Source organism: Halopseudomonas nanhaiensis (assembly GCF_020025155.1).
Lineage (GTDB): Bacteria > Pseudomonadota > Gammaproteobacteria > Pseudomonadales > Pseudomonadaceae > Halopseudomonas > Halopseudomonas nanhaiensis.
This window is the reverse complement of sequence record NZ_CP073751.1, coordinates 2,095,670-2,111,144: the sequence shown is the minus strand read 5'-3', so window position 1 is coordinate 2,111,144 and position 15,475 is coordinate 2,095,670. Positions and strand designations below refer to the sequence as shown.

Genomic DNA, 15,475 nt, shown 5'->3' with positions numbered 1-15,475 from the left:
CGGCCCGCTCAATACTCGATCGACACGATCCAGTACAGCTTTTCGCCGGCCGGCGCCCGCACTGTTACCTCGTCATCGACCTGCTTGCCGACCAATGCCCGAGCCATCGGGCTATCGATGCTTATGTGCTGCCTCTTCGGGTCGATTTCGTCGGGGCCGACAATCCGTACCTGAAGCGGAACGCCATCCTCATCTTCAAGCGTCACGCGTGCGCTGAAATACACCTTCTCCGGGTTGGACGGTGGTTGGTCCACCACCTTGAGATTTTCCAGTCGCTTGCGCAGGAAGCGAACCCGGCTGTCGATTTCCCGCAGCATCTTCTTGCCGTAGGTGTACTCGGCGTTTTCCGAGCGATCGCCCTGCGCAGCCGCTTCGCTCACCGCCTGCGTGACCACAGGCCGGCGCACGTTCCAGAGCTCATGCAGCTCGTCGCGCAGGCGCTGCGCCCCGTCGGCGGTTATCAGCGGTGTACCGGCCGAACGCGGAGGTCGGTAGCGGCTCATGTTCCGTTACCCTGATTGATCAGTCGCATCGGGCTCTGGTTGACCACTGCGCGCGTCCCCAGTGCGCCAGCGACGCCGATCAGCACGGCACTGCCAAACGGCACCAGCAGCCATGCCAGCCAGTGCGGTTGCCACTGAAGGTCCATTACCTGGCTGTAAAGCCCCCAGGTGATCAGTTCGGCGGCGAATATCGCCAGGACGCCAGCGAGCGCGCCAAGCAGCGCAAACTCCATGCGGTTGGCCCGTCGGAGCAGGCTTCGTCCGGCACCGAGTGTGCGCAGCAGGGCGCCTTCGTAGAGCCTTTCATCCAGTGTGGCCTGCAGGGCTGCGAAGAGCACCGTAAAGCCTGCCAGCAACACGAACAGCAGTACGTACTCCACCGCCAGGGTCACCTGCGCGAGGATGTCTCTGATCTGTGCAAGGATGGCCTCGACCTCCAGGAGCGTCATGGCCGGGAATTCCCGTGACAGGCTGCGCAGTGCTTCGCGGTTTTCACTCGGCAGGCTGAACGCCGTGAGAATGGTCGTCGGGGCGTCATCGAGCGTGCCTGGCGAGAAAATCATGTAGAAGTTCGGGGTGAAGGTGTCCCACTGCACCTCGCGGATGCTGGTGACGCGCGCTTCCAGGCGGCTGCCGGCAATGACGAAGGTCAACAGATCATCGATCTTCACGCCCATGCCGTCGGCGAGTTCCGCTTCGATCGATACCATCGGCTCGCCGGTCTCCTCGACCTCGTTCCACCAGCTGCCTTCTACCAGCGTGTTGTCTGCCGCCAGATCAGGAGCGGAGGTGAGACTGAGATCGCGATTGATGGCGCGGTCGGCCTGGCTGTCCTTGGTGACCAGCGCGCGCACCGGTTGGCCGTTGACCTCGACCAGCCGGCCTGGCGTGACCGGATACAGCGGCGCGGCTACCGCGCCGATCTCGTTGAGCTTGGCGCGAAAAGCGGATTCCTCGGACGGTAGGATGTTCAGCGCAAAATGGTTGGGAGTGTCCTCGGGCAGCTGGGTCTGCCAGGCATCCAGCAGTTCGGTGCGCAACAGCACGATTACCAGCATCGACATGATAATCAAACCGAACGACAGGATCTGGCCGGCGGCGGTAACCGGTTGCTTGAGCAATTGTCCGCTGCCCAGCCGCCAGGCGAGGCTGGCATTACGGAGGCGCTTGCCGGCGAAACGCAGCAGCGCCCATGCCACTGCGCCCAGCACGAGCGCTGCCACGGCCCCGCCCAGCACTACCGCCAGTGTGAGTTTCAGATTGCCGGTGAACTGCCACATCAGCAGGGCCAGCGCGGTGAGAGCCAAACCGTAGATAACCCAACCGCTGCTGGGCAATGGCGCCAGGTCCCGGCGCAGCACTCGCAGGGGCGCGACGCGTCCGAGCCGCAGCAAGGGGGGGAGAGCAAAGCCGGCCAGTGCGATCAGTCCGGTGCCGGCGCCGACCAGCAGCGGCTTGATCCCGGGTGCCGGCATATCCGGCGGCAGCAGGTCCTTGAGCAGCCACACCAGTCCCGCCTGCATGCCCCAGCCAAGCGTCACGCCGATCAGCGTCGCGAGCAGCCCAAGGCAGGCCAGCTGGATGAGAAACAGCGACATCACACGCCGGCGACTGGCGCCCAGACAACGCAGCAGGGCGCTGGTATCGAAATGGCGGCTGGCAAAACGGTTTGCCGACAGCGCAACGGCGACGCCCGCCAGGACGACCGCTGCGATGCTCGCCAGACCGAGGAACTGACTGGCGCGGCCCAGTGCGCTGCCGATCTGCCGGTTGTCGTCCGACACGCTGGTCAATCGCTGATTGTCTTCCAGGCGTGGGCCGATCCAGTCGGCATACTGCTGCCGCTGTTGCTCGGAGCCGGCTAGCAATAGACGGTAACGAACCCGGCTGCCAGGCTGGATGATCCCCGTGGCACCCAGGTCCTGGAGATTCATCAGTACCCGGGGCGTGAGGCTGTAGAAGTCACCCGCCCGGTCTGGCTCGTGTGTCAGTACGGCGCTGACGGCCAATTCGCTCATGCCCACTTCGAGATTCTCGCCGACCGAGCTGCCCAGCACGTTCAATAGTCGGGCCTCGGTCCAGATGGTACCCCGCGGTGGAACGCCGGCGGCAATGCGCTCCTCACCGAAAGGTCCGTCAGCCGTGCGCACCTCGCCGCGCAGGGGATATCCGTCGCTCACCGCCTTGACGCTGGACAGTTGCATGTCCTCGGTGCTGGCTATGACGCTGGAAAACTCGACCATCTCCGAGTGTGACATTCCAAGCGCCCGGGCTTGCTCGAGAAAGGCTGGGGGCAACTCGGCTCGCGACGATACAACGAGATCCGCGCCGAGAAATTCTGCTGCCCGGCTGCTCATCCCGCGCTCGAGCCGGTTGGTGAAGAAGCTGATCGCGGTGCTGACCAATACCGCGATGATCAGAGCCACCAGCAGCACCTTGAGCTCGCCCGCACGCCAGTCGCGGGCCAGGAGCCGTGTGGCCAGCACCCAGGTCGATGCGCTGCGGCTCATGTCGGTTGTACCAGGCGACCGGCTTCAATGTGCAGGGCGCGCTGACAGCGTTCGGCAAGTCGCGCGTCATGAGTGACCATCACCAACGTCGTCCCCTGTTCCCGATTGAGCTCGAACAACAGATCGGTAATACGTTGACCCGTGGCAGCGTCGAGATTGCCGGTGGGCTCATCGGCGAAAAGGATGGCCGGGTCGCTGGCGAAGGCACGTGCGATGGCGACTCGCTGCTGTTCTCCTCCGGACAATTGCCTTGGATAATGCGTGGTGCGTTCGCCCAGTCCCACCCTCGAGAGCAGCAGGCGGGCTCGCTCGGCTGCGTCACGTCGCCCGTGCAGCTCCAGCGGAAGCATGACGTTTTCCAGCGCTGTCAGGCTGGCGAGCAACTGGAAGGACTGGAACACGAATCCGACGTGCTCGGCTCGAAGCGCGGCGCGCTGATCTTCATCAAGCGAACCGAGCGACTGCCCAGCAAGCTGCACATCTCCGCCGCTGGGTAGATCGAGACCGGCAAGCAGGCTGAGCAGGGTGGACTTGCCCGAGCCAGAGGCTCCGACGATCGCCACGCTGCCGCCGCGCTCGATACTCAGGCTGACATCGTCAAGGATGGTCAGCTCGGCTTCCGAGCTGTGCACGACTTTGCTAAGGTGGCTGGCAACGATGACGCTATCCGACATGAGTACTGCCTTATGAAGTCGCTGAGAAATGGCCTGCTGTTCGCGTTGCTGTCATTCACCACGGCAACCGCGTCGGCTCAGGGCATACTGATCGTCGGCGATAGTATCAGTGCCGCTTTCGGTCTGGAAATCGAGCAGGGTTGGGTGCACCTGCTGCAGAAGCGTCTCAAGGAGGAGGGTTACGACGCCCCTGTGGTGAACGCATCGGTTAGCGGAGACACCACTGCCGGCGGGCTGGCGCGCCTGCCACGGCTGCTGGAGCAGCACGATCCGGAACTGGTGGTGATTGAACTGGGGGGCAATGACGGCCTGCGCGCGCTGCCTCCCGCCAATATGCAACAGAATCTTTCGGCCATGGTAGAACGGTCCCGGGAAGCAGGGGCCGATGTTGTTCTTCTGGGCATGATGATTCCCCCCAACTACGGCTTACGGTACACCCGTGCGTTCTCGGAGGTCTTCAGCACAGTGAGCGATCAGTACGATGTGCCGCTGATTCCCTTTTTGCTCGAGGGTATCGGTGACCGGCCGCAACTGATGCAGGCCGATCGCATTCACCCGACAGCCAAGGCACAGCCGCAAATTCTGGAGAACGCCTGGCCCGTCATCGAAGGGTGGCTGGACGACCGATGATGAACGGTGCGGAGAGTATGCTGCGGTGACGATAGCGTGGATGGCCAGGCGCTGGTGCGTGGTCGAACAGGACGATCAGCACGACCTGTTCGTCAGTGACCCGTGGCATATGCATCTGGCGGACGTCAATGTGCGGTTGGATGTGCCCCGGGAGCGTACCCTGTGCGGCGACCTGTTGCCGGCTCGGCCGGTATACCGTGAGCTGGTCAGGCCGCTACTGAAGGTGCTCTGTCCACAATGTCAGGCCACAGCACGCAGCCTGCGCGCACGGCCCGCTGACCCATCACGCAAACTGGCCGCCGCCGATTCCGCTTCGGGAAACGGACAGATCGATCTTTACACCGACAGTGGAGCGAGCGGTCAATGATTCGGAAACGTCAGTCCAGTCTGGTGGGGCTATTCGTGGCGCTGTTGTCAGGGTCGGTGCTGGCAACGGATTACCCCCTGCCCGGCGGCGGCGAACATCTCGTCGGGTCGCTGCGCACGGTAGAGGCTCAATTCGAAGATACCTTCGAGACGCTGGGAGAGCGGCACGGTTTCGGTCATCTCGAGCTGCTGGCTGCCAACCCGGGCATCGATCCCTGGTTGCCGGGGGCGGGCAGCGAGATTGTGCTGCCCGGGCTGCATGTTCTGCCCGAGGCACCCCGTGAGGGTATCGTGGTCAACCTGCCCGAATACCGGCTGTACTACTTCGCGCAGGACGACGGTGAGGTCGTCACCTATCCCGTAGGCATCGGGCGGGAAGGCTGGTCGTCACCGATTGGCGAAACCCGCGTGGCCCGCAAGCAGGCTAACCCATCCTGGTATCCGCCCGAGTCGGTCCGCAAGGAACATGCGGAAGAGGGTGATTTTCTGCCGGCCGTCGTACCCCCGGGACCGGACAACCCCATGGGCCCGTACAAGATGAATCTGGCCTTGAGCGGCTATGTGATTCACGGTACGAACAAGAATTTCGGAATCGGGATGCGGGTCAGCCACGGTTGCTTTCGTCTGCGCAACGACGACATCAGCGCCCTGTTTCCACAGGTCCCGGTCGGTGCCAGAGTGACCATCGTCAACCAACCCTACAAGCTTGGCATTCACCAGGGGGAGTTGTACCTGGAAGTGCATACGCCGCTGGACGAGGATGGGCGACCCTCGAGCCTGGATCGTCAGGCGGCCATTCAGGCGCTGCTGGAAAGCAAACCGGAGTTGACCGATCGATTCAGGCTGGACTGGCGACAGATTCGCGACACGGTGTATGCCGAAGAGGGTATCCCGCAGCGAATCGGAACGCCGTTCAAAGCGCAGGCGGCGCCCCTCCGGTAGGGGAGCCGCCGGCATCAGCCTTTACTTGCGGCTGGCGCGCTCAAGCATGCGCATGGCACGCTGGTTCGCTTCGTCGGCGCTCTGCTGAGCCCGCTGAGCAGCGGTCAAGGCTTCCTCTGCTTTGCGATAAGCCTCATCGGCCCGGGCTTGCGCCCGCGCAGTAGCGCTTTCGCTGGCGGTCAGGCGGGAGGTGGTTTCTTCGCTCTGCTTGGTATTGGCACAGCCAACGGCCAGGATGGCGGCAAGGGAAACAGCTGACATTTGAAGCACGGTTTTCATGGCATACCTCGTTTTGATGATGGAGCCAGGTTCATGTGGCCTGGTGAGTCTAGCAAAGACGTCCTGAATCGAGATGACGCAAGTCATAAATAGGCGATCTTGCGAGATATTCAAGAGCGTGACCCTGTGCCTGCGCTGTTTGTCTTCGCATGCCGCTGCGGTAAGGTGTTGCTCCAGGCATAACTACAATCACAAGGAAGCACTCATGTTGGGAAATCTCGGCCTGCTAGCCGGACTGGCGCTGCTGATCTACATGGCCCTGCGTGGCGTCAACATCTTCATCGCTTCACTGGTCTGCGCGCTTGTAGTCGCTGTGACCAACGGACTGCTCATCCCCAAAACACTGCTGGAATACTACCCGTCAGGGCCGCTTGGAGCGTTTTCGTTCGCTGGCCGGTTCTTCCTGCTGTTTCTCTGCGGTGCCATCTTCGGCAAGGCCATGGCCACCAGCCAGGCGGCCAAGAGCATCGCGCTGGCGATCACCCGGAGCCTCGGGGTCAAGCACACGCTGCTGGTCGGCATGAGTGTATGCGCGCTGCTCACCTACGGTGGGGTGGTGGTGTTCGTCGTGGTGTTCACCATGTATCCGCTGGGCATCACGCTGATGCGTGAAGCGAACCTGCCCAAGCGGCTCTGGGCCGCAGCGACGTCGGTTGGAGCGGGCACCTTTACCATGACGGCGCTGCCCGGCACGCCGTCGATCCACAACGTCATTTCCGCAAGCTCCCTGGGTACAGACCTGTTTGCTGGCGGCTGGATCGGCATCTTCGCGGCGCTGATCATGGGTGGTCTTGGCATGTGGTACGTCGAACACGGCTGGCGCAAGGCGCGGGCAACCGGTGAAGGGTTTGTGGAGAACGCTCAGGATCGTCGTATGGAACAGCTCGCTGGCGATCCGAGCGAAGCGCCCCCGTGGTATCTGGCGATCATCCCGCTGGTCGTGGTACTGGGTGTGATCATGCTGCCGCGGCTGCTCATCGCTCTCGGTGACTGGTCTACCAGCGATAGCCTGCTGGCAGAATCCCTGCGGTTCTCCCAGGCTCAGCCGATCATATGGCCTAGCCTGGCGCTGATCATCGGATCGCTGGTCTGTCTGGTGTTGTTTCGGGGCATGCGTCGCAAAATGGGGCAGGTGTTCGGGCAGGGCGCTGAAGATTCGATCATGCCGCTTATCAATACCGCTGCGGTCATCGGTTTCGGTGGTGTGGTTACCCAGACCGCAGGCTTTTCCCAGTTTGCCCAGTGGATGCTGAACGCGGATCTGCCGCCGCTGCTGTCGGTATTCGCGTCAGCCAGTGTGGTATCGGCTATCGTCGGTTCGTCTTCGGGCGGTTTGCAGATATTCATGCAGTCGTTGGCACCGCACTATCTGGAAATGGGTATCGAACCCGAAATCCTGCACAGAATCGCGGCGATCGCCTCTGGCGGGCTGGATTCGTTGCCGCATTGCGGTGCTGTCATCGCCACCTTCGTCATCATGGGGCTGACTCATCGCGAAGCGTACAAGGACATGTTTGCGGTCACGGTGGCGATTCCGGTCATCGCGTGCCTGGCGTCAATTGCGCTTCTTATGGCGCTGGGGATGGGTTGACCTTCAGTCAGAATTGTCTGCCCTTTCAGGAATTTAACGCTGAAGGGGCTGTCAATTTAAACTCGCGCATGCGCAATAATAATAGACCCGCCAGGAGGTCACATGAGCCAGGACACACCCATCATCCACGACCCCACGTCGAAGCAGTTCTACATCACTGTCGATGGTGCACGCGCATACCTGGCCTACATGGACCTCGGCAAGCAGACGCTGGATATCTATCGAACGTTCGTGCCTGACGAATTACGCGGGAAGGGCATCGCCGCCCGTCTGGCTGAGCATGCGCTACAGTATGCCCATGCGCGGGGTTATACGGTGATTCCGTCGTGCTCGTACGTAGAGCGCTACATGCAGCAAGCTCCCGAGCAACGCGGCCGAGCCTGACGCACGGATACAAAAAAACCCGCCTTGGCGGGTTTTTTCGCTTTCGTCAGACGCCGCGGGACCGGTTGGGCAACACATCCTTGAGCTTGGCATGCATGCTGCGCACGCTGCTGACCGTGGTGTCCCAATCGATACAGGCGTCCGTCACCGACACGCCATACTTGAGCTCTTTCAGATCCCTGGGGATCGATTGGTTGCCCCAGCCGATGTGGCTTTCCACCATCAGGCCAATTATTGAATTGTTGCCCTCGAGAATCTGGTTGGCGACGTTGTCCATCACCAGAGGTTGCAGACCCGGGTCCTTGTTGGAGTTGGCGTGGCTGCAATCGACCATGATGTTCGACGCGATGCCGGCCTTCTCCAGATCCTTCTCGCAAAGCGCCACGCTCACCGAGTCGTAGTTCGGCTTGCCATTGCCCCCACGCAGTACAACATGGCCGTACTGGTTCCCCTTGGTGGTAACGATCGAGACCTGGCCATCCTGGTTGATACCCAGAAAACGATGCGGGCTGGAGACCGATTGCAAGGCATTGATCGCAACCGTCAGGCTGCCGTCGGTGCCGTTCTTGAAGCCGACTGCCGAGGAAAGCCCCGATGACATCTCCCGGTGGGTCTGCGATTCGGTCGTGCGGGCGCCGATGGCAGACCAGGAAATCAGATCCTGCAGATACTGGGGCGAGATCGGGTCCAGCGCTTCGGTTGCCGTAGGCAGTCCCATGGCGGTCAGATCGCACAACAGCTGGCGGCCGATATGCAGCCCGTCCTCCACCTTGAACGAGTCATCGAGATACGGATCGTTGATCAGTCCTTTCCAGCCCACGGTGGTGCGAGGCTTCTCGAAGTACACCCGCATCACCAGATACAGGGTGTCGGCAACCTCCGCTGCAAGCTCCTTCAGGCGCCGCGCATAATCCTTGGCCGCTTCGATATCGTGAATGGAGCAGGGACCAATGACGATGAACAGGCGGTGATCCTTGCCGTCGAGGATGTCGCGGATGACCTGGCGGCTTTCCACCACGGTCCGTTCCGACGCTTCGCCCATCGGAATCTTCGCCTTGAGTTGGGCGGGGGTGATCAGCACCTCGTTGGAGGCAACGTTCAGGTCATTAACGGGTAAATCAGCCATCATCGGTCTCGGGAAGTTATACAGGCTGCCAATAGGCGAGCACTTTTCAATAGTCGTCACAGCTTAATCAAGGTTGCCCAGCGAGGCTAGCCCGAACTCCGGATTACACCCATATAGGCTGTCAATCGACGGCGAGCCGGCGGGCTTTGTCGCGTTGGTGACTGTCTCCGAACCCAAGCTGGTTTACCATCAACAGATAAAACCATGCACACAGAGAAGAAGAGGATCCCATGCAAGACACTACAGCGCGGATTGGCGTCATCGGCACCGGAGCCATCGGTGGGTTTTATGGTGTCATGCTTGCCCGCGGAGGCAACGACGTACACTTCCTGCTGCGCAGCGAATATCAGGCGGTGCGAGACAACGGCATCACCATCGATAGCATGGTACTGGGGCAACTGAAAGCCGAGTCGGTCAACGCCTATCAGGATGTGGCCGACATGCCGCCGTGCGACTGGCTGCTGGTCGGTGCCAAGGCCACCAGCAATGCGGATCTTGCGCCCATCATCGCCGCCGCAGCCGCGCAGAACGCAAAGGTGATCCTCCTGCAAAACGGGTTGAACAACGAGGAAGACCTGCGTCCGCTACTCCCCGAGCACATTCATCTGATCGGTGGGCTGTGTTACGTGTGTCTGTTTCGCGAAGGACCTGGCGTGGTCAAGCATCAGGCCAACGGTCTGATCGACCTCGGGTACCATTCCGGTCCCGCCGACAGCGAACAGGCTCAGGCGATCATCTCAGAGGCCGCGCAGTTGTTCATTGGCTCCGGCGTTCAGGCTCGGCCAATGGCCAACGTGGACGCCGCCCGCTGGCAGAAACTGGTGTGGAACGCTGCCTTCAATGGTGTGCATGTACTGCTCAACGCTGGCACGAAGGACCTGCTGAACGATCCTTCCAGTAGGGCGCTGGTCGAGAGCCTGATGGCCGAGGTGGTTGCGGCTGCCCAGGCTTGCGGGCATGACATGCCACCGGACTATCCTGCCAAGCTGCTCAAGGCCACCGAGCAGATGCCCGACTATTACGCCAGCATGTACCACGACTGGCTGCACAAGCGCCCGATGGAGCTGGACCGTCTTTACGGGGAGGCTCTGCGGCAGGCCTCCGCAGCGGGTTGCAGCATGCCGAAAACCGAGGCATTGTTGCACATGCTGCAGTACATCGAGGACAGCTACCTCAAGGCGAAATAAGGAGAAATCATGCCCGTCCTGCTCGGTGACAAACTGGTCATCGCCATCTCGTCCCGAGCGCTGTTCGACCTGGACGAAAGCCACCGGGTCTACGAGCAGGAGGGGCTGGAGGCGTATCGGCTATATCAGATCGAGCGGGAGGACAGCCCGCTCGAGCCTGGCGAAGCGTTTACGCTGGTCGAGAAACTTCTCAGAATCAATCAGTTGCTCGACGGCGACACACGCGTCGAGGTCGTGCTGCTCTCGCGCAACAGTGCCGATACCGGGCTCAGAGTCTTCAATTCGATTCAGCATTACAATCTCGGTATCACCCGCGCCGCCTTTGCTGGCGGACGCAGTCCGTTCACCTACATTCCAGCGTTCGGCTGCCATCTGTTCCTCTCCACGCATGCCGAAGACGTACGCAGTACCCTGGAGGCGGGCTTCGCGGCCGCCACGATTCTGCCGGCCAAGCGTCCGCGCGAACAGCGCGATGAGCTGCGTATCGCCTTCGATGGCGACGCCGTGCTGTTTTCCGATGAATCCGAGCAGGTGTTTCAGCGCGAAGGCCTGGAAGCGTTCCAGGCGAGCGAGCTGGCTTCGGCCCGCGAACCGCTTCGCGGAGGTCCCTTCAAACCGTTCCTGGCTGCGCTCAACCGTATTCAGAGCGAATTCCCCAACGGCGACTGCCCTATCCGTACCGCACTGTTTACGGCGCGCAGCGCGCCGGCGCATGAGCGGGTCATCCGTACCTTGCGCGAATGGAATATCCGACTGGATGAGTCGCTGTTTCTGGGTGGGCTGGACAAGTCGGAATTTCTCCGCGCGTTCGGCGCCGACCTGTTTTTCGACGACCAGGAAGGTCACTGTCAGCGCGCAGTGGGCTTCGTGCCGACGGGACACGTTCCCCATGGCATCAGCAATCTCAAGGCTCGTTCATGACGTTCTGATGCCGATGCACCGCGACGTTTCGTCGAAAGAATAGCCAGTCCTGCCAGTTCTGGTCTAACCTCAGCTGAAAACCGAGCATATGGTTATATGGATCTCGGCCGTTCAGGCAGAATGACAAGGGGAAAGGCAACCATGAAGCTGCAGCAACTGCGCTACATCTGGGAGGTCGCACATCACGATCTCAATGTCTCGGCAACCGCCCAAAGCCTCTATACCTCCCAGCCCGGTATCAGCAAGCAGATCCGGCTGCTCGAGGACGAGTTGGGCGTGGAGGTGTTTTCTCGCAGTGGCAAGCACCTGACCCGTGTCACACCGGCCGGTGAGAGAATCATCGCCACAGCCGGTGAGATCCTGCGCAAGGTTGAAAGCATCAAGCAGATTGCCCAGGAATTCAGCAACGAGCGAAAGGGAACGTTGACGCTCGCCACTACCCATACCCAGGCACGCTACGCCTTGCCCCCCGTCATAAGCCGCTTCATCAAGCGCTATCCGGACGTGTCGCTGCACATGCATCAGGGCACGCCCATGCAAATCTGCGAGATGACGGTCGATGGCACGGCGGACTTCGCCATCGCCACCGAAGCGCTGGAACTGTTCGCCGATATGGTGATGATGCCGTGCTACCGCTGGAATCGTTGCGTCATTGTTCCCCGTGGCCACCCGCTTGCCGGTATCGACAAGCTGACCCTCGAGGCTCTGGCCGAATACCCGCTGGTGACCTATGTGTTCGGGTTCACTGGTCGCTCCAAGCTGGACGAGGCATTCCTCAACCGTGGTCTGACGCCCAAGGTTATTTTCACCGCAGCGGACGCCGACGTGATCAAGACCTATGTGCGGCTGGGACTGGGGGTGGGCATCGTCGCGCATATGGCTGTCGACCAGGAGCTGGATTCGGATCTGGTCACCATCGACGCCAGCGAGCTCTTCGAGTCGAGCGTCACCAAGATCGGCTTCCGTCGCGGAACATTTCTACGTGGATTCATGTACGACTTTATCGAAGCTTTCGCGCCCCACCTGACACGCGAACGCGTCGATCAGGCGCTGCAGTGCCACAATCGCGTCGAGCTGGACGAGCTGTTTGAAGGGGTGAAGCTGCCGGTGCGTTGAAAGCCCGACGTGCGTATTGGGCTGGAAGCTCCAGACTGAAAGCTGGACGACTCGGCGCTGTGTAAAGCTGAACGATCGGTGCATTTCTGCAGCACGCCGTCTCGGTTTCCGTTCAGCCTCCAGCCTCCAGCTTTCAGCTTTCAGCTTTCAGCTTTCACCCTTTGGCGATAAGATTTCCCGCGTGCAGCCCGCATTCCTTCTGCGTCGCTTCCTCCCACCACCAGCGTCCCTCGCGCTCGTGCTGGTTGGGCAGGACAGGGCGGGTGCATGGCTCGCAACCGATGCTGACGAACCCACGCTCATGCAGCGGGTTATATGGAATCTCCAGCATGCGGATGTAGTTCCAGATGTCTTCGCTGGTGTAGTTGGCCAGCGGATTGAACTTCATCAGGGTCTTGCCCGGACCGCTGAAGCCGGCGTCGACTTCGATGACCGGCACGTGGCTACGGGTGCCCGGACTCTGGTCTCGGCGCTGGCCGGTTACCCACGCATCGACGGTGGCGAGTTTGCGGCGCAGCGGTTCGATCTTGCGGATCCCGCAGCATTCGCCGTGCCCGCTTTCGTAAAAGTCGAACAGGCCCTTCTTTCTCACATACTCGTCCAGCACGTCACGGTCCGGGGACAGAACCTGCAGTGAGAGTTTGTAGTGTTTGCGCACGGTTTCCAGAAAGCGGTAGGTCTCAGCGTGCAGTCGCCCGGTGTCGAGCGTAAAGACCTTCACATCGGGGTTGATCTTCCAGGCCATATCCAGCACAACGATATCGTCCGCGCCGCTGAAGGATATCCACAGATCATCGTAGTGTTCCATCGCCAGCTGCAGTATCTGCTGAGGCGACTTGCCGGCGTACTCTTCGGCCAGGCGGGGCACGTCGAGGGAATCGATTGGCATCAGGCTATCTCCGTTCTATGGCGAGCTACGTGGGCTGCCGTTTGCGCGAGAGTCTAACAAAGCTGCCTTAGCACATCCGCTTTTATTTATTCATATTGTTATGCCTTTCTGGCGTAGTCCGCGGCGCGGACGGCATTGCGCCCTGACGCCTATGCCGGTAGATTGTCGCGCAATTCGAACCGACGTTTCAGGAGTGTCGACTGTGGAAATCGCTTGCCTTGATCTCGAGGGTGTACTGGTTCCGGAAATCTGGATCGCCTTCGCCGAAAAAACCGGTATTGCCGAGCTGCGGGCGACCACGCGCGACATCCCGGACTACGATGTGCTGATGAAGCAGCGCCTGCGAATCCTCGACGAGCATGGTCTGAAGCTGTCGGACATTCAGGAGGTGATCGGTACGCTCAAGCCCCTTGATGGTGCCGTCGAGTTCGTCAATTGGCTCCGCGAGCGCTTCCAGGTGGTGATCCTGTCAGATACCTTCTACGAGTTTTCCCAGCCGCTCATGCGGCAGCTGGGCTTTCCCACGCTGCTGTGCCATCGCCTGATTACCGATGAAACCGATCGCGTCGTCGATTATCAATTGCGCCAGAAGGACCCCAAGCGTCAATCCGTAATTGCGCTCAAGAGCCTGTATTACCGGATCATCGCTGCCGGCGACTCCTACAACGACACCACGATGTTGTCCGAGGCCCATGCCGGCATCCTCTTCCATGCACCGGACAACGTTATCGCGGAGTTCCCGCAGTTCCCGGCGGTGCATACGTTCGAGGAGCTCAAGCAGGAGTTCATCAAGGCGTCGAATAGGCCGTTGAGCCTGTAAGCGGGGCGGCCAAGGGGAGGTCAGGACCGGAAGGTTGTTATCGGTTTAGGGGCTGAAGGCTAAAGGCTAAAGGCTGGAAGGGGTAGATCGAGAGCTCAGCATAAGCGGTGCTTGACTCGCTCCTTGCGAAGCTCATGATTGTCCAGCCTCCAGCCTCCAGCCTCCAGCCTCCAGCCTCCAGCCTCCAGCCTCCAGCCTTCAGCCCAACGCCTCCATCAGCATCCTGACCTTGGTCAACGTCTCCTGATATTCGGAATCCATTTCCGAGTCGGCGACGATCCCACCTCCGCCCCAGAGAAACAGCTCGTCGCCCTGCCGCAGCAGTGTGCGGATGGCGATGTTCATGTCCATCTGACCTTCGCATCCGATGTAACCGATGCTGCCGCAGTAGAGGCTGCGGCGAACCGGCTCAAGCTCTTCGATAATCTGCATCGCGCGGATCTTCGGCGCACCGGTAATCGAGCCGCCAGGGAATGCCCCTGCCAGTAAGCTCAGGGCATCCTCACCTGGCGCAAGCTGACCACGGACGCTGCTCACCAGATGATGCACGTTGGGATAGCTTTCAACCGCGAACAACTCCGGCACCCTCACGCTGCCAGGACTGCAGGTCTTGCTCAGATCGTTGCGTAGCAAATCGACGATCATCACGTTTTCCGCTCGGTCCTTCGCGCTCTCCTGAAGCTGTCGAGCCAGCATCTCGTCTTCGTTCCGTGCGCGGCCTCGCGGGCGAGTGCCCTTGATCGGCCGTGTCTCCACGACGCCGTCGCGTAACTGCAGAAATCGCTCGGGAGACAGGCTCATGACGCTGCCTGCGGCGAGCTCCATATAGGCGGAGAACGGGGTGGGGCAGGCCTTGCGCAGACGCGCATACGCACCAAGCGAATCGCCCTCGCACTGGGCCCGGAAACGCTGTGCGAGGTTTATCTGATAGCAGTCTCCCGCATGAATATAGCTCTGAATACGCTCGAACGCCGCGCGGTATTGGTGCTGCGGTTGATCGGCAGCGAAGGCTGATGCCAACGCAAACGGCTGAAGATCCTGATCAGTACCGCGCAGTCGCTCCAGTACGGTGTGATGAGTGTCCACCGGCAGCGCCGGATGGGCGACCAACCAGCATTTTCGCAGCAGGTGGTCACTGACGACGCTCCACAGGTAGATCCCCAACCCCAGGTCAGGGAAGTCGACGTCCAGGCTGGCCTGATGTGGGAGTCGTTCCAGCCGCCTGGCGAAATCGTAGGCAAGGTATCCGACTGCACCTGCCCCGAACGGCAGATCGATGCCTCCCGGCCACGTCGGCGCACCGAGGTCGTACAGCGCAACTCTGATGCGATGCAGTGTCTGTTCGCCCGACTCGTCCGGCAGCGGTTCAATCCGCTCCGAGGGGCCTGCGCAGAGGATGCTGTAGCGGCTGAACGGGGCAGGGCCCGCAGCCGAATCCAGCAGTATGGGATAACCAAGGGGCCGAACGCTGTCGAGCCGCGGGAGCGGATCGACAGCATAGGGCAGCTCGGTAAGGGTGTAGTGCATGGGGCAGGCG

The 15,475-nt window shown here is 61.0% G+C and carries 16 protein-coding genes; 9 read left to right on the top strand and 7 right to left on the bottom strand.

Annotated elements, in window-relative coordinates; translation table 11 throughout:
- Positions 1-8: 8 nt before the first annotated feature.
- From greB to KEM63_RS09515, 3 genes are read right to left on the bottom strand one after another with little or no spacing between them, the layout of a single operon-like run.
- Positions 9-503, bottom strand: coding sequence for a transcription elongation factor GreB (gene greB / locus KEM63_RS09525; RefSeq protein ID WP_223651057.1), 495 nt, complete (start codon positions 501-503; stop codon positions 9-11).
- The gene (locus KEM63_RS09520) at positions 500-3,013 is read right to left on the bottom strand and encodes an ABC transporter permease (protein ID WP_223651055.1); all 2,514 of its coding nucleotides are present in this window, start codon (positions 3,011-3,013) and stop codon (positions 500-502) included. The genes greB and KEM63_RS09520 overlap by 4 nt, the downstream gene beginning before the upstream one ends.
- Positions 3,010-3,687 (bottom strand): ABC transporter ATP-binding protein, encoded by a 678-nt coding sequence (locus KEM63_RS09515; RefSeq protein ID WP_223651052.1) that lies wholly within the window; start codon positions 3,685-3,687, stop codon positions 3,010-3,012. Before KEM63_RS09515 ends, KEM63_RS09520 begins: the two co-directional genes overlap by 4 nt.
- Positions 3,688-3,699: 12 nt before the next feature.
- Between KEM63_RS09515 and KEM63_RS09510 the strand changes: the two genes are divergently transcribed.
- The 3 genes from KEM63_RS09510 to KEM63_RS09500 are packed head-to-tail and all read left to right on the top strand — an operon-like array spanning position 3,700 to position 5,625.
- Positions 3,700-4,317, top strand: a complete 618-nt coding sequence (locus KEM63_RS09510; protein WP_223651050.1) for an arylesterase — start codon at positions 3,700-3,702, stop codon at positions 4,315-4,317.
- A 40-nt stretch (positions 4,318-4,357) separates the two neighbouring features.
- Positions 4,358-4,684, top strand: a complete 327-nt coding sequence (locus tag KEM63_RS09505) for a hypothetical protein (protein ID WP_223651048.1) — start codon at positions 4,358-4,360, stop codon at positions 4,682-4,684.
- Complete coding sequence (locus KEM63_RS09500) at positions 4,681-5,625, top strand: L,D-transpeptidase family protein (protein ID WP_223651046.1); 945 nt, start codon at positions 4,681-4,683, stop codon at positions 5,623-5,625. The genes KEM63_RS09505 and KEM63_RS09500 overlap by 4 nt, the downstream gene beginning before the upstream one ends.
- 21 nt (positions 5,626-5,646) lie before the next feature.
- Here the strand turns inward: KEM63_RS09500 and KEM63_RS09495 are convergent, their stop codons facing one another.
- Positions 5,647-5,904, bottom strand: a complete 258-nt coding sequence (locus KEM63_RS09495; RefSeq protein WP_223651044.1) for an Lpp/OprI family alanine-zipper lipoprotein — start codon at positions 5,902-5,904, stop codon at positions 5,647-5,649.
- Between the two features lie 205 nt (positions 5,905-6,109).
- Between KEM63_RS09495 and KEM63_RS09490 the strand changes: the two genes are divergently transcribed.
- Positions 6,110-7,495, top strand: a complete 1,386-nt coding sequence (locus KEM63_RS09490) for a GntP family permease (protein ID WP_223651042.1) — start codon at positions 6,110-6,112, stop codon at positions 7,493-7,495.
- A gap of 102 nt (positions 7,496-7,597) precedes the next feature.
- Positions 7,598-7,879 (top strand): GNAT family N-acetyltransferase, encoded by a 282-nt coding sequence (locus KEM63_RS09485; protein ID WP_223651040.1) that lies wholly within the window; start codon positions 7,598-7,600, stop codon positions 7,877-7,879.
- A gap of 46 nt (positions 7,880-7,925) precedes the next feature.
- Here KEM63_RS09485 and KEM63_RS09480 read toward each other — a convergent pair whose 3' ends face one another.
- Entirely contained in the window at positions 7,926-9,005 is a 1,080-nt protein-coding gene (locus KEM63_RS09480; protein WP_223651038.1) for a 3-deoxy-7-phosphoheptulonate synthase, read from the bottom strand.
- A 230-nt stretch (positions 9,006-9,235) separates the two neighbouring features.
- Here KEM63_RS09480 and KEM63_RS09475 point away from each other — a divergent pair, with 230 nt between their 5' ends.
- The 3 genes from KEM63_RS09475 (at position 9,236) to cysB (ending at position 12,229) form a co-directional block, all read left to right on the top strand.
- The gene (locus tag KEM63_RS09475; protein ID WP_223651036.1) at positions 9,236-10,192 is read left to right on the top strand and encodes a putative 2-dehydropantoate 2-reductase; all 957 of its coding nucleotides are present in this window, start codon (positions 9,236-9,238) and stop codon (positions 10,190-10,192) included.
- 9 nt (positions 10,193-10,201) lie between these two features.
- Positions 10,202-11,113 carry a 5'-nucleotidase gene (locus KEM63_RS09470; RefSeq protein WP_223651034.1) on the top strand — a complete coding sequence of 304 codons (912 nt, stop codon included), beginning with the start codon at positions 10,202-10,204 and terminating at the stop codon, positions 11,111-11,113.
- 141 nt (positions 11,114-11,254) lie between these two features.
- Positions 11,255-12,229 carry an HTH-type transcriptional regulator CysB gene (gene cysB / locus KEM63_RS09465; protein ID WP_223651032.1) on the top strand — a complete coding sequence of 325 codons (975 nt, stop codon included), beginning with the start codon at positions 11,255-11,257 and terminating at the stop codon, positions 12,227-12,229.
- A gap of 154 nt (positions 12,230-12,383) precedes the next feature.
- Here cysB and KEM63_RS09460 read toward each other — a convergent pair whose 3' ends face one another.
- Positions 12,384-13,118: a phosphoadenylyl-sulfate reductase gene (locus KEM63_RS09460; RefSeq protein WP_223651024.1), complete on the bottom strand. Its 735-nt coding sequence runs from the start codon at positions 13,116-13,118 to the stop codon at positions 12,384-12,386.
- Between the two features lie 202 nt (positions 13,119-13,320).
- Between KEM63_RS09460 and thrH the strand changes: the two genes are divergently transcribed.
- Entirely contained in the window at positions 13,321-13,938 is a 618-nt protein-coding gene (gene thrH / locus KEM63_RS09455; RefSeq protein WP_223651022.1) for a bifunctional phosphoserine phosphatase/homoserine phosphotransferase ThrH, read from the top strand.
- A gap of 198 nt (positions 13,939-14,136) precedes the next feature.
- Here the strand turns inward: thrH and pabB are convergent, their stop codons facing one another.
- Entirely contained in the window at positions 14,137-15,465 is a 1,329-nt protein-coding gene (pabB, locus tag KEM63_RS09450; protein WP_223651020.1) for an aminodeoxychorismate synthase component I, read from the bottom strand.
- Positions 15,466-15,475 lie beyond the last annotated feature (10 nt).